The organism is Enterobacter sp. EC_64, from assembly GCF_019584165.1.
Classification (GTDB): Bacteria; Pseudomonadota; Gammaproteobacteria; order Enterobacterales; family Enterobacteriaceae; genus Enterobacter; species Enterobacter roggenkampii.
In genome coordinates this window covers 26229-52060 of record NZ_VDAS01000026.1, presented here as the reverse complement: position 1 = coordinate 52060, position 25832 = coordinate 26229, and the positions used below count along the sequence as shown (strand labels likewise).

17 protein-coding genes are annotated in these 25832 nt (G+C 56.5%); 8 read left to right on the top strand and 9 right to left on the bottom strand.

The window, feature by feature from the left end:
* Positions 1–103 precede the first annotated feature (103 nt).
* Together FHC52_RS18445 and FHC52_RS18440 are read left to right on the top strand one after the other, a co-directional pair.
* Complete coding sequence (locus FHC52_RS18445) at positions 104–643, top strand: YfaZ family outer membrane protein (RefSeq protein ID WP_023616384.1); 540 nt, start codon at positions 104–106, stop codon at positions 641–643.
* Positions 644–736: 93 nt separating this feature from the next.
* Positions 737–1936, top strand: coding sequence for a nicotinamide mononucleotide deamidase-related protein YfaY (locus tag FHC52_RS18440; protein WP_126289561.1), 1200 nt, complete (start codon positions 737–739; stop codon positions 1934–1936).
* A 33-nt stretch (positions 1937–1969) separates the two neighbouring features.
* Here the strand turns inward: FHC52_RS18440 and glpC are convergent, their stop codons facing one another.
* The 3 genes from glpC to glpA are packed head-to-tail and all read right to left on the bottom strand — an operon-like array spanning position 1970 to position 5992.
* Positions 1970–3160: an anaerobic glycerol-3-phosphate dehydrogenase subunit GlpC gene (gene glpC, locus FHC52_RS18435; protein WP_126289564.1), complete on the bottom strand. Its 1191-nt coding sequence runs from the start codon at positions 3158–3160 to the stop codon at positions 1970–1972.
* Complete coding sequence (glpB, locus tag FHC52_RS18430; RefSeq protein WP_126289566.1) at positions 3157–4374, bottom strand: glycerol-3-phosphate dehydrogenase subunit GlpB; 1218 nt, start codon at positions 4372–4374, stop codon at positions 3157–3159. Before glpB ends, glpC begins: the two co-directional genes overlap by 4 nt.
* Complete coding sequence (gene glpA / locus FHC52_RS18425) at positions 4364–5992, bottom strand: anaerobic glycerol-3-phosphate dehydrogenase subunit A (RefSeq protein WP_220420190.1); 1629 nt, start codon at positions 5990–5992, stop codon at positions 4364–4366. Before glpA ends, glpB begins: the two co-directional genes overlap by 11 nt.
* Positions 5993–6243: 251 nt before the next feature.
* On the opposite strand from glpA, the gene glpT reads away from it, so the two are divergent.
* Positions 6244–7596: a glycerol-3-phosphate transporter gene (glpT, locus tag FHC52_RS18420; RefSeq protein ID WP_025913159.1), complete on the top strand. Its 1353-nt coding sequence runs from the start codon at positions 6244–6246 to the stop codon at positions 7594–7596.
* An 11-nt stretch (positions 7597–7607) separates the two neighbouring features.
* Positions 7608–8663 (top strand): glycerophosphodiester phosphodiesterase, encoded by a 1056-nt coding sequence (glpQ, locus tag FHC52_RS18415; protein WP_063615900.1) that lies wholly within the window; start codon positions 7608–7610, stop codon positions 8661–8663.
* An 89-nt stretch (positions 8664–8752) separates the two neighbouring features.
* Here the strand turns inward: glpQ and yfaE are convergent, their stop codons facing one another.
* The 4 genes from yfaE to ubiG all read right to left on the bottom strand — a co-directional run bounded on the left by yfaE (position 8753) and on the right by ubiG (position 13554).
* Positions 8753–9007 carry a class I ribonucleotide reductase maintenance protein YfaE gene (gene yfaE / locus FHC52_RS18410; protein ID WP_023294104.1) on the bottom strand — a complete coding sequence of 85 codons (255 nt, stop codon included), beginning with the start codon at positions 9005–9007 and terminating at the stop codon, positions 8753–8755.
* Positions 9007–10137 (bottom strand): class Ia ribonucleoside-diphosphate reductase subunit beta, encoded by a 1131-nt coding sequence (nrdB, locus tag FHC52_RS18405; protein ID WP_008500235.1) that lies wholly within the window; start codon positions 10135–10137, stop codon positions 9007–9009. The genes yfaE and nrdB overlap by 1 nt, the downstream gene beginning before the upstream one ends.
* A gap of 54 nt (positions 10138–10191) precedes the next feature.
* The gene (gene nrdA, locus FHC52_RS18400; RefSeq protein WP_008500237.1) at positions 10192–12477 is read right to left on the bottom strand and encodes a class 1a ribonucleoside-diphosphate reductase subunit alpha; all 2286 of its coding nucleotides are present in this window, start codon (positions 12475–12477) and stop codon (positions 10192–10194) included.
* Between the two features lie 348 nt (positions 12478–12825).
* On the bottom strand, positions 12826–13554 hold the full coding sequence (gene ubiG / locus FHC52_RS18395) for a bifunctional 2-polyprenyl-6-hydroxyphenol methylase/3-demethylubiquinol 3-O-methyltransferase UbiG (protein WP_025913163.1): 729 nt from the start codon (positions 13552–13554) through the stop codon (positions 12826–12828).
* Positions 13555–13700: 146 nt separating this feature from the next.
* Here ubiG and gyrA point away from each other — a divergent pair, with 146 nt between their 5' ends.
* Together gyrA and rcsC are read left to right on the top strand one after the other, a co-directional pair.
* Complete coding sequence (gene gyrA, locus FHC52_RS18390; RefSeq protein WP_008500239.1) at positions 13701–16337, top strand: DNA topoisomerase (ATP-hydrolyzing) subunit A; 2637 nt, start codon at positions 13701–13703, stop codon at positions 16335–16337.
* Between the two features lie 135 nt (positions 16338–16472).
* Positions 16473–19319 carry a two-component system sensor histidine kinase RcsC gene (rcsC, locus tag FHC52_RS18385; protein WP_008500240.1) on the top strand — a complete coding sequence of 949 codons (2847 nt, stop codon included), beginning with the start codon at positions 16473–16475 and terminating at the stop codon, positions 19317–19319.
* Between the two features lie 78 nt (positions 19320–19397).
* Here rcsC and rcsB read toward each other — a convergent pair whose 3' ends face one another.
* Together rcsB and rcsD are read right to left on the bottom strand one after the other, a co-directional pair.
* Positions 19398–20048 carry a response regulator transcription factor RcsB gene (gene rcsB / locus FHC52_RS18380; RefSeq protein WP_003859405.1) on the bottom strand — a complete coding sequence of 217 codons (651 nt, stop codon included), beginning with the start codon at positions 20046–20048 and terminating at the stop codon, positions 19398–19400.
* 16 nt (positions 20049–20064) lie between these two features.
* Entirely contained in the window at positions 20065–22737 is a 2673-nt protein-coding gene (gene rcsD / locus FHC52_RS18375) for a phosphotransferase RcsD (protein ID WP_021241536.1), read from the bottom strand.
* A gap of 743 nt (positions 22738–23480) precedes the next feature.
* Here rcsD and FHC52_RS18370 point away from each other — a divergent pair.
* Positions 23481–24593, top strand: coding sequence for a porin OmpC (locus FHC52_RS18370; RefSeq protein WP_008500242.1), 1113 nt, complete (start codon positions 23481–23483; stop codon positions 24591–24593).
* A 114-nt stretch (positions 24594–24707) separates the two neighbouring features.
* Positions 24708–25763 carry an FAD:protein FMN transferase ApbE gene (gene apbE, locus FHC52_RS18365; protein WP_008500243.1) on the top strand — a complete coding sequence of 352 codons (1056 nt, stop codon included), beginning with the start codon at positions 24708–24710 and terminating at the stop codon, positions 25761–25763.
* Positions 25764–25832: the final 69 nt, after the last annotated feature.

Below are 25832 nucleotides of genomic sequence, written 5' to 3'. Positions count from 1 at the left end.
ATCTACTGACCGGCCGCACGCAGAGTGCTTGATCCCCGGAAGACCCAGGTTAAAATCTCGCGGTTTTGGGACTTCTCTATAAAAATTGTGCGGGATCACGACAATGAAAAAAGTGGCATTACTGGGCTTCGGCCTGATGGTTGTATCTGCGGCGGCGAACGCCATTAGCATTAACGGCTCGGCGGGTCAGGATTATACCCACCTGGGCTTTGGCATGGGTACCGAGACATCCGGTCTGGCGATGACCGGCGGCTGGACGCATAACGATGACGACGGCGACGCGGCCAGCCTCGGCCTGGGTCTCAACGTTCCTCTTGGCCCGTTCCTGGCGACCGTCGGCGGTAAAGGTATCTATACCAACCCAAATGACGGTGATGAAGGGTACGCGGCAGCAGTGGGCGGCGGTCTGCAGTGGAAAATTGGCGACAGCTTTGGCCTGTTTGGTGAGTACTACTACTCTCCAGATTCCCTCTCAAGCGGTATCGACAGCTATGAAGAGGCCAACGCTGGCGCACGCTGGACCATCATGCGTCCAATCACAATCGAAGCAGGCTATCGCTATCTGAACCTGGCCGGCAAAGACGGTAACCGCGATAACGCGCTGGCCGACGGCCCGTACGTGGGCGTCAGCGCAGGCTTCTAATCTCTCCGGCGCGGCATGCTGTCGCGCCAGTTTCTCTCTGCTCCACCCCGCGTTTGCGCTATAGTGTTTTGACCAAATAAGCGGGAGAACACAATGATTAACGTGGAGATGTTATCCACCGGCGACGAAGTGCTGCATGGACAAATTATTGATACCAATGCTGCCTGGCTGGCCGATCTTTTCTTTGAGCAAGGATTACCGTTAACGCGCCGCAATACGGTGGGCGACAATCTTGAGTCACTGGTCGCTGTTCTGCGCGAGCGCAGTGAACAGTGCGACGTGCTGATTGTGAACGGCGGGCTCGGCCCCACCAGTGACGATCTCAGTGCCCTGGCCGCCGCGACCGCAAAAGGCGAAGGGCTGGTGCTGCATGAGGCGTGGCTCTCGCAGATGGAGCGTTTTTTCTCCGAACGTGGCCGCGTCATGGCCCCCAGCAACCGCAAACAGGCTGAAATTCCCGCCAGTGCTGAACTGGTCGATAACCCGGTCGGTACCGCGTGTGGGTTTGCCATGCAGTTGAACCGCTGTCTGATGTTCTTCACGCCGGGCGTGCCCTCAGAATTTAAAGTGATGGTCGAGCAGCAGATCCTGCCGCGCCTTCGCGATCGTTTTACCCTGCCGGAACCGCCGCTGTGCCTGCGTCTGACCACCTTTGGTCGCTCGGAAAGCGATCTGGCCCAGAGCCTCGATCACCTTCCGCTGCCGCCGGGCGTGTCCATGGGCTATCGCTCCTCCATGCCGATCATTGAGCTTAAGCTGACAGGCCCGGCCGAACAGAAAGAGGCGATGCTGGCGTTGTGGCCCGAGGTGCAGCGCGTGGCGGGCGAAAGCCTGATCTTTGAAGGTACGGAAGGGTTGCCCGCGCAGATTGCGAAGCAGCTGCAGGCGCGTCAACTGAGCGTGACCTTAAGCGAGCAGTTCACCGGTGGCCTGCTGGCACTTCAGCTGTCGCGCGTCAATGCGCCGCTGCTGGCGAGCGAAGTGGTGCCGTTCCAGCAGGAGACCCTGGCGCAGACCGCCCGCTGGGCGTCCGAGAGAAGGGTGAAGCATTTTGCCGGTCTGGCGCTGTTTGTCGGCGGGCTGGATGAAGAACATCTCAACTTCGCGCTGGCGACGCCTGAGGGCACCCACGCCCTGCGGGTGAAAATGAGCATTACCCGCCATAGCCTGGCGGTGCGTCAGGAGGTGTGCGCCATGATGGCGCTGAACATGCTGCGCCGCTGGCTGAATGGCAAAGAGGTGGCCAGCGAGCACGGCTGGATTAACGTGGTTGAGTCGCTGTTCGTGGAGTAACGCCTGTGCCGGGGCCTTTCGCCCCGGCCATGTTCACCCGAGCGCCTTTGCCAGCAGCGTAATCGGATGCTCGCAGCGCTTGCTGGTGGACATCTCAATCTGCCACTTGCAGGTTTCGCAGTCCGTCACCACGATATCCGCGCCGCTCTCCTCAATCTGACGGAACAGCGGAGCGCCGATCGCCTGCGACGTTTCGTAGTTTTCACGCTTAAAGCCGTAGGTTCCCGCAATCCCGCAGCAGCGCGAGTCCAGCACCGTCAGCTCCAGCCCCGGGATTAACCGCAGCAGCTCCAGCGTATAGAGCGACCAGCCCATCTTCTCCATATGACACGGCGTGTGATACACCACTTTCAGCGGCAATTTCCCCAGCGGCAACGTCTGCCCGCTGTCCAGCTTGCGCCACAGGAAGCGTGTTGCCAGCTCGATGTGCTCTCGCAGGCCGGTGTTATCTACGTCCAGCAGATGCGGATACTCATCGCGCAGGGTGAAGGTACAGGTGGACGAGGTCGCCAGCACCGGTATGCCCTTGTCGACGATGGCTTCGCGCAGGGAGGTGACATTGCTTTGAGCCTGCCTGCGCGCTTTATCGGTAAACCCGTTAGCAATCAGCGGCACGCCGCAGCACTTCTCCTTGCTAAGCAGCTGTACGCCGGTTCCCATGGCGTTCAGCACCTTCAGCAGATCTTTACCCAGCTGCGGATGGTTGTAATTCACATAGCAGCCGTGGAAAAAGGCCACCTGCTCGGCGTACTGCGCCTGCTCCGCCGCCACGGATTTATACCAGCGGCGGAAGGTGCCGTGGGAATATTTCGGCAGGCTGCGGTGATGGTCTATCTTCAGCGTGGCATCCAGCAGTTGGCGCACCGGTTTGAGAGCGGTCGCGGCATTCACGATGGGGGCAAAGGGCGTAGAGACGCTGCCCATCAGATCGGTGTGGCTCAGAATCGCGTCCCGCAGCGACGGCTTTTGCGTACTGTAGCGCGCCCGGGCGCGCTGGATAATATCGCCGATTTTCACATCCGACGGGCAGGCGACTTCGCAGCGTTTGCAGTTGATGCAGTATTTCAGGGCTTCATCGTACAGCTTGCCGTCCTTCAGGCGCAGACGCTCGCCGTCCGGCCCGGCCTGTTTAGGGCCGGGATAGCGTGGGTTCACGCCGCTGACCGGGCAGACGGTGGTACACACCGTGCATTTGATGCAGCTTTCAAAACGGGTGTCGTTCATTGTTCAGCCTCCGTGCGCTGGCTAATCTGCTCTGCCACATACAGCGCCGTGATGGCGCAGACTCCGCCACCGCATCCCTGGGCGATGGGATCGTATCCGCCCAGCAGCGAACCGATGGCAAAAAGAGTACTGACGGGCTTACCGGAAAGCTGCGGATGCAGGTGGTTATCGACAATCACGCCGAACTGCTGCCAGGGCTGCGGCGAGAAGAAATCACTCTGATACCAGTCCGCGCGAGAGGCTCGCTGGCGAACATCCAGCCCCATAATGGCTTCCCGAATGCCTTCCCGGCTGCTCAGCAGCCCGTTGCTGAAGAAACTGCCGCTTGCCAGCACCGTATAGCGGGCGCGAAGCGGAATATCCTCGTGGTTTCGCGTCCAGATTTCGCTTACCGCGCCGTCCACCAGGGTAATTTTCTTCACCTCATCCCCCGCCATCCACACGCCGCCCTGGGCAACAAACTGGCGCTGGAGCTGGGTGTGCAGGCGGATGCCGGGGACAGACGGGGGCAGCGTTGGCAGCAGGCCGAGCGAGCAGGGCAGACGATCCGAGAGCCAGCGCCAGAGCCGGTTGTCGCGTAAACCGAAGCAGGCGGGCATCAGCAGGGCGTCACAGTTGTCGCTAAGCGGCCTGAGGGCGTCATACAGCAGCGGCCATTTTTCTTCGTTATCCAGAAAACGGGCGATATTCACCGCGCGAAACTCGCTCGGGTTATCGCGCAGGACATCAAGCTCAGGTAGTTCTATCTCTGCCGTTTCGGCGTTAACGCCCTGGCGACAGAGCGATGCCGCCGCGAGATGGGGCTGGAAATCCAGAAAGCCGCTAATCCCTACCACCCGCACGCGTTCCGCGCGAATGGGGGCAACGGGCACCTCCTCCGGGCTGAGCCACGCGGAACGCAGGGTGCCGAGCGGCGTGACGCGCTGGTGATTGAGCCGGGCGCTGCCCTGCAGACGTGCGCCGCAGTCCGCCAGCAGCGCTTCGGTCTCCAGCGCAAAGCGGTCAATATGCTGCGCGCCAATCAGGTGATACGGATGCTCGGGTGGCAGCTTATCGCGGTACGCTTCGTCCACCAGATCCAGCGAGCCCGACGAGAAGTGCAGGGCGCTCTGCCCCCGGGTGATAATGGCGCAGCGCAGCCCCTGCTTCGTGAGCTTAATGCCGCAGAGCAGGCCCGCCAGCCCGCCGCCGACAATCACGGTATCAAATTTCATCGTGTTGCTCCTTCTCCAGACCGCAAAGTCCCTGGTAGACCCAGCGGGTAAATTCACTTTCACGCAGGGCATCGCCCCAGGCGACAGGCTGAATGCCTTTCCAGCGCTCGTTTAAAAACGCGCTGAGCTGATCGAGCGACTGGGTGGCGGTGGTGGTATGAAAACGCTGCAGCAGCCCCGCAGCACGGCAGGCGCACAGCTCGCCCTGACAGGTGCCCATTCCGACGCGGGTGCGGCGGCGGAGATCGAGCAGGCTGTTGACCATCAGGTTCTCCACCGCGTACTGCACTTCCCCGGCCGTCACGGCTTCGCACTCGCACACCAGGCTGCGGCTCAATCTTCCTTCACCAAGCCACGGTGGCGTTCTGTCGCCGTGGCGGTATACCGCGGACCCGCGCAGCGGCGCGGGCAGGGAGATAATTTTTTGCAGCGTTTTTTCGGTGGACTGCCGCGAGCCGGGCAGGGCTTGTTCTGCCGTCACGCACCGTTCGGTATTGCCCAGCTTGCGGCAGACGGCATCGGTCGCCCACTCGGCCATCAGGCGGTAGGTCATCAGCTTGCCGCCGGTGATGGTGATAAACCCGTCCATGCCGTCGCGCGCGGCGTGATCGAGCAGCACGATGCCCCGGCTGACGTTCCGTCCGCTCGGGTCGTTGTCGCTGGCGACCAGCGGACGCACGCCCGCGTAGGCGCGCAGAATCCGCGTCTTGGCCATCACCGGGGCCAGTTTTTCCCCTTCCCGCAGCAGGATATCTACCTCTTCAGCGGTGACGCGGTTGTAATCAATCTCGCTGTAGTCCACGTGCGTTGAAGTCGTCCCGATTAACGAAATGGTGTCGCCCGGAACGAGGATATCGGCGTCAGACGGCTTGCGGCAGCGGTTAATCACGTGGTTATTGATGCGGTGGTCGAGGATCAGCAGCGAGCCTTTCGCCGGGAACATGCGCACCGACAGGTCCGCATATTCCGCTATACGCTGGCCCCAGATCCCCGCCGCGTTAACCACTACGGCGGCATACAGCTCGCCGTGCTCGTTGTACTGCGTATCAAACACCCGCACCCCACAGATGCGATGACCTTCGCGAATAAGCCCGGTCACTTCATGTCCGGTCAGAATGCGTGCGCCATGCTCACGGGCGTCCAGCATGTTGGCGGCGGTCAGGCGAAACGGATCGACGGTACCGTCAGGGACTTTAACCGCGCCGATAAGCGCCGGGTTGACCGACGGTTCCAGCCGCCGCGCCAGCGCCGGATCCATGGCCTCCGCCTGAATGCCCGCGGCAGTGCAGGCGGTAATAAAGGTCTCCTGAAAGGCGAGGTCATCTTCGGGAAGGGTAATAAAGAGGCCGTCGGTCGGCTCAATGCAGTGGCGTGCGATACGCTTGAGGATCTGGTTTTCAGCAATACATTCGCGCGCGGATTCCGCGTCGGTGACCGCATACCGGGCACCGCTGTGCAGCAGGCCGTGGTTCCGTCCGGTTGCGCCCGTGGCGATATCATGGCGTTCCAGAAGCGTAACGCTTAAGCCGCGAAGGGCGCAATCGCGCGCGATCCCGGCGCCGGTTGCGCCACCACCAATGATTATCACATCACTATAACGAGGATCGTGACTGGTCATTGTTTACCCTCTATGTTCGTTTTTTATCATTTAGCCATAGTAATTTTGTGGTTTGTTTGATTTCGAACATAAACGCGCGGAATTCGAAAGTGAAACGTGATTCCATGCGCTTTTTTGCGCATTCTGTCATATTTCTGTAACAATCTGTGCGTTGATTCACAGTAACAATCACCGTGATTTCTTAACATCCCCGCCTCTGGAATTCAGGTGCGAGCCACCTGCTCATTCATTTCAAGGCCACGGAGGCTGTTATGCTCAGTATCTTCAAACCTGCGCCCCACAGGGCGCGTCTGCCAGAGGCAGAAATAGATCCGCTCTATCGCCGTCTGCGTTGGCAAATCTTCCTGGGGATCTTCTTCGGGTACGCGGCGTACTACCTTGTACGTAAAAACTTCGCGCTCGCCATGCCGTATCTGGTAGAGCAGGGCTTCTCCCGCGGCGATCTGGGGTTCGCGCTGTCGGGGATATCCATCGCCTACGGTTTTTCCAAATTCATCATGGGTTCCGTGTCGGATCGCTCGAATCCGCGCGTGTTCCTGCCTGCCGGTCTGATCCTGGCGGCAGCGGTGATGCTGTTTATGGGCTTTGTGCCATGGGCAACCTCCAGCATTGCCATCATGTTCGTGCTGCTGTTCCTCTGCGGCTGGTTCCAGGGAATGGGGTGGCCGCCGTGCGGACGCACCATGGTGCACTGGTGGTCGCAGAAAGAGCGCGGCGGCATCGTGTCGGTGTGGAACTGCGCCCATAACGTGGGCGGCGGTATTCCGCCGCTGCTGTTCCTGCTGGGGATGGCCTGGTTCAACGACTGGCACGCGGCGCTCTACATGCCTGCCTTTGGTGCCATTCTGGTGGCGATTATTGCCTTCGCCCTGATGCGCGATACGCCGCAGTCCTGCGGCCTGCCGCCGATTGAAGAGTACAAAAACGACTATCCGGATGATTACAGCAAGGAGCACGAAGAAGAGCTGACCGCAAAACAGATCTTCATGAAGTACGTCCTGCCGAACAAGCTGCTGTGGTACATCGCGGTCGCCAACGTGTTCGTTTACCTGCTTCGCTACGGCATCCTCGACTGGTCCCCGACCTACCTGAAAGAGGTGAAGCACTTCGCGCTGGATAAGTCCTCCTGGGCGTACTTCCTGTATGAATACGCCGGGATCCCGGGCACGCTGCTTTGCGGCTGGATGTCAGATAAGGTGTTTAAAGGCAACCGCGGCGCGACGGGCGTGTTCTTTATGACCCTGGTGACCATCGCGACGGTAGTGTACTGGCTCAACCCGCCGGGAAATCCGGGTGTGGATATGGCCTGTATGATCGTCATCGGCTTCCTGATTTACGGTCCGGTGATGCTGATCGGTCTGCACGCCCTGGAGCTGGCGCCGAAGAAAGCGGCAGGCACGGCGGCGGGCTTTACCGGCCTGTTCGGCTACCTCGGCGGTTCGGTCGCGGCGAGCGCCATCGTGGGCTATACCGTTGACTTCTTCGGCTGGGACGGCGGCTTTATGGTGATGATCGGCGGCAGCGTGCTGGCGGTACTGCTGCTGGTTGTTGTGATGATCGGTGAAAAACGTCACCACGCGGAAGTGCTGGCGCGTCGTCAATAAGGAGCTTTGCGATGAAATTAACTCAGTTAGCAACCGGCCTGCTGCTGGCGGGCCTGATGACAGGCTCCGCGCTGGCGGCGGATAAAATCGTTATTGCCCACCGAGGTGCGAGCGGCTATCTGCCAGAGCATACGCTGCCGGCAAAAGCGATGGCCTATGCGCAGGGGGCGGATTACCTGGAGCAGGATCTGGTGATGACGAAGGACGACCAGCTGGTCGTCCTGCACGACCATTATCTTGACCGCGTGACGGACGTGGCAGAGCGTTTCCCGGATCGCGCCCGCAAAGATGGCCGCTTCTACGCCATTGACTTCACGCTGGCGGAGATCCGCTCCCTGAAGTTCACCGAAGGCTTCGAGATTGAAAACGGCAAGAAGGTGCAGGTCTATCCGGGACGTTTCCCGATGGGCAAATCTGACTTCCGGATCCATACCTTCCAGGAAGAGATTGAGTTTGTTCAGGGACTGAACCACTCCACCGGTAAAAACATCGGCATCTACCCGGAAATCAAAGCCCCATGGTTCCACCATCAGGAAGGGAAAGACATTGCCGCGAAGACGCTGGAGGTGCTCAAACAGTACGGCTACACCAGCAAGCAGGACAAAGTCTACCTGCAGTGTTTTGACGCCGCCGAGCTGAAGCGCATCAAAACCGAGCTGGAGCCGAAGATGGGCATGAACCTCAATCTGGTGCAGCTGATCGCCTATACCGACTGGAATGAAACCCAGGAGAAGCAGCCGGACGGCAAGTGGGTGAACTACAGCTACGACTGGATGTTTAAGCCGGGCGCGATGAAGCAGATTGCGCAGTACGCCGACGGCATCGGGCCGGATTACCACATGCTGGTGGCGGAAGGCTCAACGCCGGGCCACGTGAAGCTGACGGCGATGGTGAAAGAGGCGCATGCCAGCAAGATGCAGGTGCATCCGTACACGGTGCGTGTTGACCAGCTGCCGCCGTATGCCACGGATGTGAATCAGCTTTATGAGGTGTTGTATAACCAGGCGGGCGTGGACGGACTGTTTACGGATTTCCCGGATAAAGCGGTCAGCTTCCTGAAGGATTAACGCTGAAATTGCCGGGTGGCGGCTGCGCCTTACCCGGCCTACGAACTGCGGTTTTGTAGGTCGGGTAAGCGAAGCGCCACCCGACACCATCACATCTCGATCTCGATATCGCCTTTTGCCCGGCAGCAGCAGGGCAAAATTTCCCCTTCGTTGATAAAGGCCAGCGGTTCGGTCAGCCAGTCCACCTGGCCGGCGACCAGACGGCAGCGGCAAGAACCGCAGTAGCCGGAACGACACTGGTACTCTACTTCGACCTGATGCGCCTCAAGCGCCACCAGCAGAGAAGGGTGCTCTTCCCGACACAGTACCTCAGTGCCGGAAAGACGTAACGTGACGCGTGACATCAGAGCTGGAAGTCGCTCAGGTCGTCGGTGTTGACTTCAGAATCAATCTGACCGACCAGATAAGAACTCACTTCCACTTCCTGCGGCGCAACCTGCACGTTATCGGACACCAGCCAGGTGTTGATCCACGGGATAGGGTTAGAGCGCGTCTGGAACGGCAGGTCGAGACCGACCGCCTGCATGCGGATGTTGGTGATGTACTCAACGTACTGGCACAGGATGTCTTTGTTCAGGCCAATCATGGAGCCGTCGCGGAACAGGTAGTCTGCCCACTCTTTCTCCTGCTGAGCCGCCAGCACGAACAGGTCGTAGCACTCCTGCTTGCACTCTTCGGCGATTTCCGCCATCTCCGGATCGTCCGTGCCGCTGCGCAGCAGGTTCAGCATGTGCTGGGTACCGGTCAGGTGCAGGGCTTCATCGCGGGCAATCAGACGGATGATTTTGGCGTTGCCTTCCATCAGCTTGCGCTCGGCAAAGGCGAAGGAGCAGGCGAAGCTGACGTAGAAGCGGATCGCTTCCAGCGCGTTAACGCTCATCAGACACAGGTACAGCTGTTTTTTCAGCGCGCGCAGGTTCACGGTGATGGTTTTACCGTTCACATGGTGAGTGCCTTCGCCCAGCAGGTGCCAGTAGCTGGTCATCTCGATCAGCTCATCATAGTAATGGGCAATGCCTTCCGCGCGCTTCTGGATCTGCTCGTTGGTGACGATATCGTCAAATACCACCGCCGGATCGTTCACGATGTTGCGAATGATGTGGGTGTAAGAGCGGGAGTGGATCGTCTCAGAGAACGCCCAGGTTTCCACCCAGGTTTCCAGCTCAGGAATCGAGATCAGCGGCAGCAGCGCCACGTTCGGGCTACGGCCCTGGATGGAGTCCAGCAGCGTCTGGTACTTCAGGTTGCTGATGAAGATATGTTTTTCGTGATCCGGCAGCGACTGGTAGTCAATACGGTCGCGGGAGACGTCCACTTCTTCCGGACGCCAGAAGAAGGAGAGTTGCTTTTCAATCAGCTTTTCGAAGATGTCATATTTTTGCTGATCGTAGCGTGCCACGTTGACCGGCTGGCCGAAGAACATCGGCTCTTTGAGCTGGTCGTTTTTCGTCTGTGAAAAGGTGGTATATGCCATGAGTGTGTCCTAAAAACGTAGGCCGGGTAAGCGTAGCGCCACCCGGCATTTACATTAGATCTTACATGCGCCGCTTTCGCAGCCATCGTCCTGAATTGACGGAACCAGGTCATCCTGCGCGTCTTCCGCACCGTCACGGGTGTTGTGATAGTACAGCGTTTTCACGCCAAACTTGTAGGCGGTGAGCAGGTCTTTCAGCAATTGCTGCATCGGAACCTTGCCGGACGGGAAGCGCGTCGGGTCATAGTTGGTATTGGCAGAGATCGACTGGTCGATAAACTTCTGCATGATACCCACCAGCTGCAGGTAGCCGTCGTTGTTTGGCATTTCCCACAGCAGCTCGTAGTTGTCACCCAGCGTCTCGTAATCCGGTACCACCTGACGCAGCACGCCGTCTTTCGAGGCTTTGATGCTGACGTGGCCGCGCGGCGGCTCAATACCGTTGGTGGCGTTAGAGATCTGCGAAGAGGTCTCGGACGGCATCAGGGCAGAGAGCGTGGAGTTACGCAGGCCGTGAGTCTTGATGGACTCGCGCAGGCCTTCCCAGTCGAGGTGCAGCGGCTCGCTGACGATCGCATCCAGGTCTTTCTTGTAAGTGTCGATCGGCAGAATGCCTTTCGCGTAGGTGGTTTCGTTGAACCACGGGCACGCGCCTTGCTCTTTCGCCAGCTCGTTGGACGCTTTCATCAGGTAGTACTGAATCGCTTCGAACGTCTGGTGCGTCAGGTTGTTGGCGCTGCCGTCGGAGTAACGCTTGCCGTTTTTCGCCAGCCAGTAGGCGAAGTTGATCACGCCGATACCCAGGGTACGACGTCCCATCGCACCGCGTTTCGCGGCCGGGATTGGGTAATCCTGGTAGTCCAGCAGGGCGTCGAGCGCACGAACCGCCAGCACGGCCAGCTCTTCCAGCTCGTCCAGGCTCTTGATGGCACCCAGGTTGAACGCGGACAGCGTACACAGCGCAATTTCACCGTTTTCGTCGTTCACGTCTTCCAGCGGTTTGGTCGGCAGGGCGATCTCCAGGCACAGGTTAGACTGGCGCACTGGTGCAACCACCGGATCAAACGGGCTGTGGGTGTTGCAATGGTCAACGTTCTGGATGTAGATACGGCCGGTAGAGGCACGTTCCTGCATCATCAGGGAGAACAGGTCCACCGCCTTCACGCGCTGCTTGCGGATGCTGTCGTCTTTTTCGTATTTGGTGTACAAACGCTCGAATTCGTCCTGATCGGCGAAGAACGCGTCGTACAGGCCCGGGACGTCGGACGGGCTGAACAGGGTGATCTCTTCGCCCTTCAGCAGGCGGGTGTACATCAGCTTGTTGATCTGCACGCCGTAGTCCATGTGACGCACGCGGTTGCCTTCAACACCACGGTTGTTTTTCAGGACCAGCAGGCTTTCCACTTCCAGGTGCCACATAGGGTAGAACAGGGTCGCAGCACCGCCGCGCACGCCGCCCTGAGAGCAGGATTTTACTGCCGTCTGGAAGTGCTTATAGAACGGGATACAGCCGGTGTGGAACGCTTCACCGCCGCGAATCGGGCTGCCCAGCGCACGGATGCGACCGGCGTTAATGCCGATACCGGCACGCTGGGAAACGTATTTCACGATGGCGCTGGAGGTGGCGTTGATGGAATCCAGGCTGTCACCACACTCGATCAGTACGCAGGAGCTGAACTGACGGGTTGGGGTGCGCACGCCAGACATGATTGGCGTCGGCAGTGAAATCTTGAACGTCGATACCGCATCGTAGAAACGCTTCACGTAATCCAGACGGGTGTCACGCGGATAGTTAGAGAACAGGCAGGCGGCCACCAGAATATAGAGGAACTGGGCGCTTTCGTAGATCTCACCGGTTACACGGTTCTGAACCAGGTATTTGCCTTCGAGCTGCTTCACCGCCGCGTAGGAGAAGTTCATGTCGCGCCAGTGATCGATAAACCCGTTCATCTGCTCGAACTCTTCTTCCGTATAGTCTTCCAGCAGATGCGTGTCGTATTTGCCCAGCTCAACCATTTTCACCACGTGATCGTAAAGCTTCGGCGGCTCAAACTGGCCGTAGGCTTTTTTACGCAGGTGGAAAATCGCCAGACGTGCAGCGAGGTACTGATAATCCGGTGCTTCGCGGGAGATGAGGTCCGCCGCCGCTTTAATGATCGTTTCGTGGATATCAGACGTTTTGATGCCGTCGTAGAACTGGATGTGTGAACGCAGTTCAACCTGGGAGATAGATACGTTGTTCAGTCCTTCTGCTGCCCAGTCGAGAACTCGATGGATTTTGTCCAGATTGATACGCTCGGTAGTACCGTCGCGCTTTGTCACCAGCAGACTCTGATTCATGTGGGGTTTACCTGTCCGTGAAATAAAAAAATATCCCCCGCTTATCCACAGAACCGTCTTGTGACTAACTCTGTGGATAAATACTACATATAGGGGGTTTGCGATAAGAAAAACGCTATATGGTGAGTATTCTAGTAAGGATTCTTTTCAGTACAAGGGTTGATTTTGACGTTAAATTGAGGTTGTGAAAGGGTAAAAAAGGCTAAGTCCTCGTGCTGTAAGGCCTGGAAGACATGTCAATAATTAAGAAAAAAAATTCAAAATTTGATCGAGTGCTGATTTCTTCAACGGGCGGTCAGAATTGCGCAACATGATGTCGCGCAATCTTTATAAGAATAACGAATGACGTTAGTCGTTTTTGGCGGTTGTATGCAACATATAGTTAACATCAACGCCCGGTGCGAGTTTGAATTTATTGGTCAGCGGATTGTAGTGCAGACCGGTGATGTGCTGCTCCTTGAGCCACGTCTGGTCGACCCAGCCTAACAGTTCGGCAGGCTTGATGAATTTCTTCACGTCATGCGTGCCTTTCGGCACCATGCGCAGCACATACTCCGCGCCAACGACGGCCATCAGCCAGGCTTTACCGTTGCGGTTGATGGTCGAGAAGAAGACCTGTCCACCCGGTTTCACCAGTTTTGCACAGGCGTGCACCACGGACTGCGGATCGGGAACGTGCTCCAGCATCTCCATGCAGGTCACCACATCGTACTGATGGGCATGTTTTGCCGCGTGTTCTTCCACGGTTTCCTGCACGTAGTCCACCTGTATGCCAGACTCCAGCGCATGAAGACGAGCAACCTGCAGCGGTTCAAAGCCCATATCCAGGCCCGTGACGTTCGCCCCTTCGCGCGCCATGCTTTCCGCCAGGATACCGCCGCCGCAGCCGACATCGAGCACTTTTTTACCGAACAGACCGCCGGAGCGCTCCGCGATATAGCCCAGACGCAGCGGGTTAATACGGTGCAGCGGTTTGAACTCGCCTTCGAGATCCCACCAGCGGGACGCCACCGCTTCAAATTTGGCAATCTCTTCGTGGTCAACGTTGTGAGCCACCGGGGATTTTTCGGCATTCATGGGCGCTTTTACTCCTTATTTAGCAAGACGAATGAGTATATCAGGCAATCCCTGTGAATAAAGCGTATAGGTTTACCTCAATCATCTCGGCTGTGTTATAATTTGCGACCTTTGAATCCGGGATACAGTAGAGGGATAGCGGTTAGATGAGCGACCTTGCGAGAGAAATTACACCGGTTAACATCGAGGAAGAGCTGAAGAGCTCCTATCTGGACTATGCGATGTCGGTCATTGTTGGCCGTGCGCTGCCGGACGTCCGCGATGGCCTTAAGCCGGTACACCGTCGCGTACTATACGCCATGAACGTATTGGGCAATGACTGGAATAAAGCCTATAAAAAATCTGCCCGCGTCGTCGGTGACGTCATCGGTAAATATCACCCGCATGGTGATACCGCCGTTTATGACACCATCGTTCGTATGGCGCAGCCATTCTCCTTGCGCTACATGCTGGTAGATGGTCAGGGTAACTTTGGTTCAGTCGACGGCGACTCCGCTGCGGCGATGCGTTATACGGAAATCCGTATGTCGAAAATCGCTCATGAGCTGATGGCCGACCTGGAAAAAGAGACCGTTGATTTCGTCGATAACTACGACGGCACCGAGCGCATCCCAGATGTGATGCCCACCAAGATCCCGAACCTGTTAGTGAACGGTTCGTCCGGTATCGCGGTCGGTATGGCAACCAACATTCCGCCGCACAATATCACCGAGGTGATCAACGGCTGTCTGGCTTATATCGACGATGAAGATATCAGCATTGAAGGGCTGATGGCACACATCCCGGGCCCGGACTTCCCGACGGCGGCGATCATCAACGGTCGTCGCGGCATTGAAGAAGCGTACCGTACCGGCCGCGGCAAGATTTACATCCGTGCCCGCGCTGAAGTAGAAGCGGACGCCAAAACCGGCCGTGAAACCATTATTGTTCACGAGATCCCGTATCAGGTGAACAAAGCGCGTCTGATTGAAAAAATCGCCGAGCTGGTAAAAGAAAAACGCGTTGAAGGCATCAGCGCGCTGCGTGACGAGTCTGATAAAGACGGTATGCGCATCGTGATTGAGATCAAACGCGACGCGGTGGGTGAGGTTGTCCTGAATAACCTGTACTCCCAGACGCAGCTTCAGGTCTCCTTCGGTATCAACATGGTTGCGCTGCACCATGGTCAGCCGAAGATCATGAACCTGAAAGAGATCCTGAGCGCGTTCGTCCGTCACCGCCGTGAAGTGGTGACCCGTCGTACCATCTTCGAACTGCGCAAAGCGCGCGACCGTGCGCACATCCTTGAAGCGCTGGCGGTTGCGCTGGCCAACATCGACCCGATCATCGAGCTGATCCGTCGTGCGCCAACCCCGGCGGAAGCGAAAACCGCGCTGGTTTCCCGTCCCTGGGATCTGGGCAACGTCGCCGCGATGCTGGAACGTGCGGGCGATGACGCGGCGCGTCCTGAATGGCTGGAACCTGAGTTCGGCGTGCGTGACGGTCAATACTACCTGACTGAACAGCAGGCCCAGGCGATTCTGGATCTGCGTCTGCAGAAACTGACCGGCCTTGAGCATGAAAAACTGCTCGACGAATACAAAGAGCTGCTGGAACAGATTGCTGAGCTGCTGCATATCCTGGGCAGCGCAGAGCGCCTGATGGAAGTGATTCGCGAAGAGCTGGAGCTGGTCCGCGATCAGTTCGGCGACGAGCGCCGCACCGAAATCACCGCCAACAGCGCGGACATCAACATCGAAGACCTGATCAACCAGGAAGACGTTGTGGTGACCCTGTCTCACCAGGGCTACGTGAAGTATCAGCCGTTAACGGACTACGAAGCACAGCGTCGTGGCGGTAAAGGTAAATCTGCAGCACGTATTAAAGAAGAAGACTTTATTGACCGCCTGCTGGTGGCGAACACCCATGACACGATCCTCTGCTTCTCCAGCCGCGGTCGTCTGTACTGGATGAAAGTCTATCAGCTGCCGGAAGCAAGCCGTGGCGCACGTGGTCGTCCAATCGTTAACCTGCTGCCGCTGGAAGCGAACGAACGCATCACCGCCATTCTGCCGGTACGCGAGTACGAAGAGGGCGTGAACGTCTTTATGGCGACCGCCAGCGGTACCGTGAAGAAAACCGCGCTGACCGAATTCAGCCGCCCGCGTTCTGCCGGTATTATCGCCGTGAACCTGAACGAAGGCGACGAGCTGATTGGCGTGGATCTGACCTCGGGCTCTGATGAAGTCATGCTCTTCTCTGCGGCCGGTAAAGTGGTGCGCTTCAAAGAAGACGCCGTCCGTGCAATGGGCCGTACCGCGACGGGCGTTCGTGGTATCAAACTGGCTGGCGAAGACAGCGTTGTTTCTCTGATTATTCCGCGCGGTGAAGGGGCTATCCTGACCGTCACGCAGAATGGTTACGGTAAACGTACGGCGGAAGGGGAATACCCAACCAAGTCTCGCGGCACGCAGGGCGTTATCTCCATCAAGGTGACCGAGCGCAACGGTTCCGTTGTCGGCGCGGTGCAGGTAGACGATGCCGACCAGATCATGATGATCACCGATGCCGGTACGCTGGTGCGTACCCGCGTGTCTGAGATCAGCGTGGTGGGCCGTAACACTCAGGGCGTGATCCTCATCCGTACAGCGGAAGATGAAAACGTGGTGGGTCTGCAGCGCGTTGCCGAGCCGGTGGATGACGAAGAGCTCGACTCCATCGACGGTAGCGTCGCGGAAGGCGATGAGGACATCGCGCCAGAAGCCGACACCGACGATGACGTAGCGGATGACGCTGACGAGTAATGTCTCCTGATGCAAAAAAGGGCCGGATTCCGGCCCTTTTCTTTTGCAGAAGCAGATAAGTCAACGTTGCGACCTGGCGCGTTTACCGCTACCTTAACCACATTCTTTTGACCCCGACGGCGGAGCCTCGCCCCCTTGAAATACCTCGTCTCCTTTCGTACTACGCTGAAAGTCTCTCGCTATCTGTTTAGAGCGCTGGCGCTCCTGCTTTGGCTGCTGGTGGCCTTGTTCTCGGTGTTTTACATCGTTAATGCGCTGCATCAGAAAGAAGCGGAGATCCGCCAGGAGTTTAACTTAAGCTCCGACCAGGCCCAGCGCTACATTCAGCGAACGTCTGACGTCATGAAGGAGCTGAAGTATATTGCCGAGAATCGTCTGACGGCGGAAAACGGTATTCTTGCGCTCCGCGGGCGTAACGACAAAACCGAAGTTCCGGACTTCCAGCCGCTGTTCCCGGATTCCGATTGCTCCACCATGAGCAATACCTGGCGCGGGTCGCTGGAATCGCTAGCCTGGTTTATGCGCTACTGGCGCGACAACTTCTCCGCCGCCTATGACCTGAACCGCGTCTTCCTGATTGGCAGCGAAAATCTCTGCATGGCTGACTTTGGCCTACGCGACGTGCCCGTTGAGCGTGACAATGCGTTGAAAAGCCTGCATGAACGTATTGTGAAATACCGCAATGCACCACAGGACGAGCGCGGGAATAACATCTTCTGGGTGAGCCAGGGCCCGCGCCCCGGTGTGGGCTATTTCTATGCCCTGACGCCGGTTTATCTCGGTAATCGCCTGCAGGCGCTGATGGGGATTGAGCAGACCATCCGCATGGAAAACTTCTTCACCCCTGGCAGCCTGCCCATGGGGGTGACCATTCTGGATGAAAACGGCCATCAGCTGATCTCGCTTGCCGGGCCCGATAACCGGCTGAACGTCGAACCGCACTGGATGCAGGAGCGGTCGTGGTTTGGCTATACCTCGGGCTTCCGCGAGCTGGTGCTGAAGAAGAGCCTGCCGCCTTCGTCGCTGAGTATCGTCTATTCGCTGCCGGTGGATATGGTACTTGAGCGGATACGCATTCTTATCATGAATGCGATTCTGCTCAACCTGCTGGCGGGGGGCGCGCTGTTTACGCTGGCGCGCATGTATGAGCGGAAAATCTTTATTCCCGCCGAAAGCGACGCCCAGCGCCTGGAGGAACACGAGCAGTTTAACCGCAAGATTGTTGCCTCGGCGCCGGTGGGGATCTGTATCCTGCGTACCCAGGACGGGACCAACATCCTGAGTAACGAACTGGCGCATAACTACCTGAACATGCTGACGCACGAAGACCGGCAGAGGCTGACGCAGATTATCTGCGGTCAGCAGGTTAACTTCGTTGACGTGCTCACCAGTACGCACACCAACCTGCAGATTAGCTTTGTCCATTCCCGCTATCGCAATGAAAACGTGGCGATTTGCGTGCTGGTGGATGTCTCCGCGCGCGTGAAGATGGAAGAGTCGTTGCAGGAGATGGCGCAGGCGGCGGAGCAGGCCAGCCAGTCAAAATCCATGTTCCTTGCGACCGTCAGCCACGAGCTGCGTACGCCGCTGTATGGGATTATCGGTAACCTCGACCTGCTGCAGACTAAAGAGCTGCCGAAAGGCGTCGACCGGCTGGTGACGGCGATGAACAACTCCTCCAGCCTGCTGCTGAAAATCATCAGCGATATTCTCGACTTCTCTAAAATTGAGTCCGAGCAGTTGAAAATCGAGCCGCGCGAGTTTTCACCGCGCGAGGTGATGAACCACATCAGCGCCAACTATCTGCCGCTGGTGGTGCGTAAACAGCTGGGGCTCTACTGCTTTATCGAACCGGACGTGCCGCTGACGCTGCACGGCGATCCGATGCGCCTGCAGCAGGTCATCTCTAACCTGCTCAGCAACGCCATCAAATTTACCGATACCGGCTGTATTGTGCTGCACGTCTGCCGGGCAGGGGATTACCTGAGCATTCGCGTGCGCGACACGGGGGTCGGCATTCCGGCGAAGGAGGTGGTTCGCCTGTTCGATCCGTTCTTCCAGGTCGGTACCGGCGTGCAGCGTAACTTCCAGGGCACCGGACTGGGGCTGGCGATTTGTGAGAAGCTCGTCAGCATGATGGACGGCGATATCTCCGTAGATACCGAGCCCGGCATGGGCAGCCAGTTCACCATCCGCATTCCGCTCTATTCTGCGCAATATCCGGCAAAAGCCACGGTAGATGGCCTGAGCGATAAGCGCTGCTGGCTGGCGGTGCATAACGCCTCGCTGAATGACTATCTGACGGCGCTGCTGACCCACTGCGGCGTGAGGGTGTGCCGCTATGAAGGTCAAACACCGGACGTTGACGATGTGCTGATCGCCGACGAGATGCAGGAGCAGCCGTGGCAGGGGAGAGGGTCGGTGCTCTTCTGCCGTCGCCACATCGGCATTCCCGTCGAGCGCGCGCCTGGGGAATGGGTACACAGTGTTGCGACGCCGCACGAGCTGTTGAGCCTGCTGGCACGCATCTACAAAGTGGAGCTGGAAGAGCGCGACGGCGCGGGCGGATTGCCGTCACCGGAGTCTCTGGCGTCGGTGAATGACGATATGATGATTCTGGTGGTGGATGACCATCCGATTAACCGCCGCCTGCTGGCTGACCAGCTTGGATCGCTGGGCTACCAGTGCAAAACCGCCAATGACGGCGTGGATGCGCTGAACGTACTGAGTAAGAATCATATTGATATCGTGCTGAGCGACGTCAACATGCCTAACATGGACGGCTACCGTCTGACGCAGCGCATCCGGCAGCTTGGCCTGACGCTGCCGGTGGTGGGCGTAACGGCGAACGCGCTGGCGGAAGAGAAGCAGCGCTGTCTGGAGTCAGGCATGGACAGCTGTCTGTCGAAACCGGTGACGCTGGACGTGCTGAAGCAGACATTGTCGATTTACGCAGAGCGCGTGAGAAAAACGAGAATATAAAAAAGGCCCGGAAGGGCCTTTTCTGCGGGGTCTGTAGGCCGGGTAAGCGTGAGCGCCACCCGGCATAGACAGCGGAGATCAATCTTTGTCAGTTGCACTCAGCGTGACGGAGGAGAGATAGTTCAGCAGAGCAATATCGTTGTCCACACCCAGCTTCATCATCGCTGATTTCTTCTGGCTGCTGATGGTTTTAATACTGCGGTTCAGCTTCTTGGCAATCTCGGTCACCAGGAAACCTTCTGCGAACAGGCGCAGAACTTCACTCTCTTTCGGCGACAGACGTTTGTCACCGTAGCCACCCGCGCTGATTTTTTCCAGCAGACGAGAAACGCTTTCAGGCGTGAACTTCTTGCCTTTCTGCAGCGCCGCAAGCGCTTTAGGCAGATCGGTCGGTGCGCCCTGTTTCAGCACAATCCCTTCGATATCCAGATCCAGTACCGCGCTCAGGATCGCCGGGTTGTTGTTCATGGTCAGAACAATGATCGAGATATCCGGGAAGTGACGTTTAATATATTTGATGAGCGTGATCCCATCACCGTATTTGTCTCCGGGCATGGAGAGATCGGTAATGAGCACGTGTGCATCAAGCTTTGGGAGGTTATTGATCAGTGCTGTAGAGTCTTCAAATTCACCGACTACATTCACCCACTCGATCTGTTCAAGTGATTTGCGAATACCGAACAGTACAATCGGATGGTCATCGGCAATAATTACGTTCATATTGTTCATGTATAAGGCTACCTTGCTACAGCAAGCTTTTGACGTAGGCGTCAATGTCGCTGATGTATTTTTCAATGCCAGAGGCATCTTTCTCACGAATTAGATGTTCCAGCGTTTCACATAACTGCTTGCCGGGAACCAGATTAAGCATGGCAAACACCCCTTTAAGCCGGTGTGCTGTCTGTGCCAGCGCTGCAAAATCATTCGCAGCGGACTCAGTATACAACCGCTTAACATCATCTGGTACTGTATCAACAAAGAGTGAATAGTATCCGCTGGCGTGAAGCTCGGCATTTTCATTACCGCCAAGCGGGGATTCCGCTATCTCTTCCTGCGCCAGCTGCTCTTCTATTAGTTGTAGTACAGCTTCCTGCATCGCATTGCTTATATTAAAGTTGACGCGCAGCTGGCCAGGGCCGATTTTCCGCACGCCTGACTCATCATCGCTTAAAAGCAAGCCGGAGGCAGTAAGATTAGACGGATTATCAGTTAAAAACAGATCAAATTCTTGACTTGCAAGTCTTTCATCCGGCGTGATGCAGGCCGCCCCCCAGTTTTCTAACTGACGAACGACAATATTGCGGATCTCGTTCGAGGTCACATCGACCATCACCACGACATCATCCAGCAGACGCTCTTCATCTTCTTCCTGCGGATTGGCCGCCATTTTCACGTGCAGAGAATAGCGGGTGCCGAGGGATTCACGGGCTTTGATATTCAGATGGCCGCCGAGCTTGCGTGCCAGCTGATCGCACAGCCAGAAGGTGAGGGCATTGGCCTTGCCGTAGCGATCGCTTTGCGTGTCGTTCAGGAACGGGAAGTGGAGATTATCAATTTCACTCGTGGTGACGCCTTCCCCGGTGTCGAGGATGCGGAACGTCAGGCGGTCTTCTGCCGACTCCTCCGTACTGACTTCGAGGGTGATCTTGCCGATCTGCGTGGTCGTCACCGCGTACTGAATGATCATCAACAGTATGCGGCGCAGCGCTTCACGATCGCCGTGGCGCTCGTCATTTGCTGGAAGATTGTTATTGATCAGCAGCTGCAACCCTTTACGCTTAATCACGGGCAGGACTTCCGGAACCACTTCATCGATCAGATCCTGAATAGAGAAGAGGGTTGGTGTTCCTTTCCAGAAATCATTCTCCAGCATGTTCGCCAGCTGGATCTCGTCAACCATTCTGACCAGCGAGTCGGCCTGACAGGCAAGCTGGTGGCTTTCTGACGTATTTAACGCCGCCGCCTGGGTCGCCAGCGTTTTTAACGGCTGCTTGAAGGCATCGCCAATATTCTGCATAAATGCGGCGCGCCCCTGCTGGTTTTTCTCATACAGTCTTTGCGCCTGCTTGAGCTTTTTATTCACCAGCACCTCGCGATCCTGATCGCGAATGATGAAAATTTGCGTGCGGGAGGCGACCTGGCTGCGGAACTGACGGATCTCGTACAGCTCATTGTTGATGGTGGCCTGGATCACCCCCTGGTGCTGATCCGCCATGGTGGTGATGTTCTGCAGGTTAAGATGCGGCAGCAGATGGTCGGCAATTTTATTGCTCATTACCGTACGATTCGCTTCCTGATCGTGAACTAAGACCCCAAGCGGCAGCACGGAAATAATCTCTTCATTTAGCGCACGTAACACGCGCAGTTCATTGCTGGTGCCTGCCGGGACCGCAGAGGCGTCGCTCTGACGCCCCGGCTGGAAACGGAAGGTGCTGTAGCCAAACAGCGCCAGCGCCAGCAGACCGATATTCAGCAGCAGAGGCAGCAGGATATTTTGCAGGGTATCGAGCAGCAGCGTGCCAAACGGCACCTGCCACACCAGACGCATACCGGTCGAGTTCAGGGACGAGGCAATTTCGATTTTTGAGCCGTTAAAGGAGATCGAGACGCTCTCTGCGGCCTCTTTGTCAGAAGCCGCACGCATGTTCTGGGTGCTGTTGTCGGGCTCCAGACGGAAGCTGTCGAGCGGCATGTCCGGCGGGATTAAATCGTTAATCGGTAAATCGAAGGCCACTACCGTCGCCAGATGTCCCGGCTGGTTGAAGGTGGTGCGCAGGGTAAAATAATGACCGTTTTGCCAGGCCAGACGACGCAGGGAAGAGAAGCTCTCACGTTCATCAAGGGCATTCGCCTGCTGCAGCATCTCTGCCCGGCGGGAGTCGACGATGCTGCCCACCGTGGTCTCTTTAAACCCGGAAGAGAGATCTTTTAACGGCAGGGTTGAGATCAGGATCATGCTGTTGTCCTGACCGTTCAGATAGTACATCGACCACGGCACCGTTTCGGCCCCCCAGAGGGTATCCAGATAGGTCGAAATACGCTGTGTCATCTCGAGCGTTGCGCTGTCGTGAGAGCCAAAAATGAGCGCCTCAGTCTTACGCTGCGGTTTTTCGAGGTAATAGACATCCTGCTTAAGCCGCGTCTCCTGAAGTCCATCTCCGGATGAGGAGGCCGGGGCGGCCGCAATATTGTCGTAAATCTGCCAGGTGGCGTAGCGCCAGGTATCGATGCGCTTATGCACGGCGTGGGTGATATCGACGACCTGATAGCTCTTATCCTTCAGCCAGGCGTTAACCGCGCTTTGTACCATCACCCCCATGGTCACTAACAGCACAACGATCAAAAGAAGAAAGAAACGGGTGATGCTCCCGGGGAGGAGGGAGAATTTGCTCGGGGCGGTGGTTTCAGTCTGACTCATTGATATCTTTAACCCGTCATGGTCATGCTCTGTGGCGATAGGGCAGTATAAAGGGTAATAACTGAATTTCCAGCGCCACCGTCCGGGAACAGGCGACTTTTTCAACGGACAATACCGGCGGCGGGTGGCGCGGTAAACATGTACAAACTCGTCCTGCGCGTACAAATAAAAAGTGCGCCTGGCCAGCAAATAGCACGAATTAACAAGAAATTAAGTTTTACATCAATTGTGTGTTAGCGAACGATCGCCGGGGAGAATTTAGTTAATAGTCGTTACAATTTCGGTGCGGTAGCACAAAAAATGAGGCGTTGCGTAAAGAAAGGTAAAAAAAAACCGAATGCGAAGCATCCGGCTCAATTAGGGATAAACAGACATTCAAAACTGAATGACGGTAATAAATAAAGTTAATGATGATAGCGAGAGATATTTTAGAGATTAGCCGCGATCTTGTTTTGTCATTCAGTGCTGTAACGATTTTTATTATAAGTATTTGATTGTTATATGTATGATTTTTATTTTGATTATAAGTGCTAAATTTATAAGCTATTTGTGCTTTGTAAAAGTTCCTTGATATTTACATTTTGAAACATCTTGATGGACAAATGAAACATCTTCAAAGTTTTCGTATCATATTCGCATTGGATTATTCTGTATTTTTGCGGAGAATGAAATTGCCGACTGGTTAATGAGGGTTAACCAGTAAGCAGTGGCAATTATAAGGCATATAACAGAGGGTTAATAAAATGAAAGTTAAAGTACTGTCCCTCCTGGTACCAGCACTCCTGGTGGCAGGCGCAGCAAATGCGGCCGAAATTTATAACAAAGATGGCAACAAATTAGATCTGTACGGCAAAGTCGATGGTCTGCATTATTTCTCTGACGACAAGGGTAACGACGGCGACAAGACCTACATGCGTCTTGGCTTCAAAGGTGAAACTCAGGTTAACGATCAGCTGACCGGTTATGGCCAGTGGGAATACCAGATTCAGGGCAACAAGGACGAAGGCGACAACCAGTCCTGGACTCGTGTGGCGTTTGCAGGTCTGAAGTTCGCGGAAGCAGGTTCATTCGATTACGGTCGTAACTACGGCGTGATTTACGACGTGACCTCCTGGACCGACGTTCTGCCAGAATTCGGCGGTGACACCTACGGTGCCGACAACTTCCTCCAGTCTCGTGCTAACGGCGTGGCAACCTACCGTAACCAGGACTTCTTTGGTCTGGTTGATGGCCTGAACTTTGCTCTGCAGTATCAGGGCAAAAACGGCAGCGTAAGCGGTGAAAACACCGACGGTCGCAGCCTGCTGAACCAGAACGGCGATGGCTACGGTGCATCCGTGACCTATAACCTGGGCGAAGGTTTCAGCGTGGGTGGTGCGATGTCCTCCTCCAAACGTACCGCCGATCAGAACGCACTGGGCGTATACGGTAAAGGGGATCACGCAGAAGTCTATTCTGGTGGCCTGAAGTACGATGCCAACAACATCTATCTGGCAGCACAGTACTCTCAGACCTACAACGCAACCCGTTTTGGTACCTCTAACGGCAGCAACCCAACTACCGCTTACGGCTTTGCTAACAAAGCGCAGAACTTCGAAGTGGTTGCTCAGTACCAGTTCGACTTCGGCCTGCGTCCATCCGTGGCTTACCTGCAGTCTAAAGGCAAAGACATCGAAAACTTCGGCGATCAGGATCTGCTGAAATATGTTGATGTGGGTGCGACTTACTACTTCAACAAAAACATGTCCACTTACGTGGATTACAAAATCAACCTGGTTGATGAAAATGAATTCACCCGTCAGGCGGGTATCGGTACTGACGATATCGTCGCGCTGGGTCTGGTTTACCAGTTCTAATCGTGCCATCGTGTGACGTAAGGGGCCTGATGGCCCCTTTTTTGTGCCTTTCTGATTCTCACAACTCACCCGTTTTGGTGTACTCTTGCCGCCCTGGCATGAGGATAATAATGAATGGACATGACTTTTTTACGCGCCAGCTTTCTGGCTATGCTTTTTTTCCTGACCGCGTGTAACGATCCCGCGCCCGTGGCGAAAACCGACGCACCTGCCGCGACGGTGCTCGAAGGCAAAACGATGGGCACCTTCTGGCGCGTCAGCGTGATGAACCTCGATAAAACGCGCACGGATGAGCTTCGCGGCAAAATCCAGGCACAGCTGGACGCCGACGATCAGCTGCTGTCGACCTATAAAAATGACTCGGCGCTGATGCGCTTTAACCTCTCAACCAGCACCTCTCTGTGGCCGGTGAGCGAGGCGATGGCCGATATCGTGACCGAGGCAATGCGCGTAGGTTATAAAACCAACGGGGCGATGGATGTGACCGTCGGTCCTCTGGTGAACCTCTGGGGTTTTGGCCCGAATAAACAGCCGGTGAAGACGCCCGAACAGGCGGCCATTGATGACGCCCGCGCCCGGACCGGGCTACAGCATCTGACCGTCATCAACCAGTACGGGCAGCAGTACCTGCAGAAAGATATTCCCGATCTGTTTGTCGATCTGTCGACGGTCGGGGAAGGCTATGCGGCGGATCATCTTGCTGCACTGATGGCGCAGGAGGGGATTTCCCGTTATCTGGTCTCCGTGGGCGGCGCGTTGGTCAGTCGGGGCATGAACGCCAGCGATAAACCGTGGCGCGTGGCGATTCAAAAACCGACGGATCGGCAAAATGCCGTGCAGGCGATAGTGGATATCAACGGACATGGCATCAGCACCTCCGGAAGCTATCGCAACTATTACGAGCTTGACGGGAAGCGTATTTCGCACGTGATTGATCCGCAGACCGGCCGCCCCATCACGCATAACCTGGTCTCGGTGACGGTCATTGCCCCCACCGCGCTGGAAGCGGATGCCTGGGATACCGGATTAATGGTTCTTGGCCCGGAGAAAGCCAAAGAGGTGGTTCGTCAGGAAGGGCTGGCGGTTTATATGATCACCAAAGAGGGCGACGGGTTTAAAACCTGGAGCTCGCCGCAGTTCAACAGTTTCCTGGTCAGCGACAAAAATTAAAAAGCAAGGTTGCGGGTTTTTTATCGGTGGCGCTCAGGCACGCTCTATGTATGCTTATACGAGGAGCCG

Coding starts and splice junctions, on each gene's coding strand:
- FHC52_RS18445 (WP_023616384.1), top strand. CDS start 104: ATGAAAAAAGTGGCATTACTGGGCTTCGGCCTGATGGTTGTATCTGCG.
- FHC52_RS18440 (WP_126289561.1), top strand. CDS start 737: ATGATTAACGTGGAGATGTTATCCACCGGCGACGAAGTGCTGCATGGA.
- glpC (WP_126289564.1), bottom strand. CDS start 3,160: ATGAACGACACCCGTTTTGAAAGCTGCATCAAATGCACGGTGTGTACC.
- glpB (WP_126289566.1), bottom strand. CDS start 4,374: ATGAAATTTGATACCGTGATTGTCGGCGGCGGGCTGGCGGGCCTGCTC.
- glpA (WP_220420190.1), bottom strand. CDS start 5,992: ATGACCAGTCACGATCCTCGTTATAGTGATGTGATAATCATTGGTGGT.
- glpT (WP_025913159.1), top strand. CDS start 6,244: ATGCTCAGTATCTTCAAACCTGCGCCCCACAGGGCGCGTCTGCCAGAG.
- glpQ (WP_063615900.1), top strand. CDS start 7,608: ATGAAATTAACTCAGTTAGCAACCGGCCTGCTGCTGGCGGGCCTGATG.
- yfaE (WP_023294104.1), bottom strand. CDS start 9,007: ATGTCACGCGTCACGTTACGTCTTTCCGGCACTGAGGTACTGTGTCGG.
- nrdB (WP_008500235.1), bottom strand. CDS start 10,137: ATGGCATATACCACCTTTTCACAGACGAAAAACGACCAGCTCAAAGAG.
- nrdA (WP_008500237.1), bottom strand. CDS start 12,477: ATGAATCAGAGTCTGCTGGTGACAAAGCGCGACGGTACTACCGAGCGT.
- ubiG (WP_025913163.1), bottom strand. CDS start 13,554: ATGAATGCCGAAAAATCCCCGGTGGCTCACAACGTTGACCACGAAGAG.
- gyrA (WP_008500239.1), top strand. CDS start 13,701: ATGAGCGACCTTGCGAGAGAAATTACACCGGTTAACATCGAGGAAGAG.
- rcsB (WP_003859405.1), bottom strand. CDS start 20,048: ATGAACAATATGAACGTAATTATTGCCGATGACCATCCGATTGTACTG.
- rcsD (WP_021241536.1), bottom strand. CDS start 22,737: ATGAGTCAGACTGAAACCACCGCCCCGAGCAAATTCTCCCTCCTCCCC.
- FHC52_RS18370 (WP_008500242.1), top strand. CDS start 23,481: ATGAAAGTTAAAGTACTGTCCCTCCTGGTACCAGCACTCCTGGTGGCA.
- apbE (WP_008500243.1), top strand. CDS start 24,708: ATGGACATGACTTTTTTACGCGCCAGCTTTCTGGCTATGCTTTTTTTC.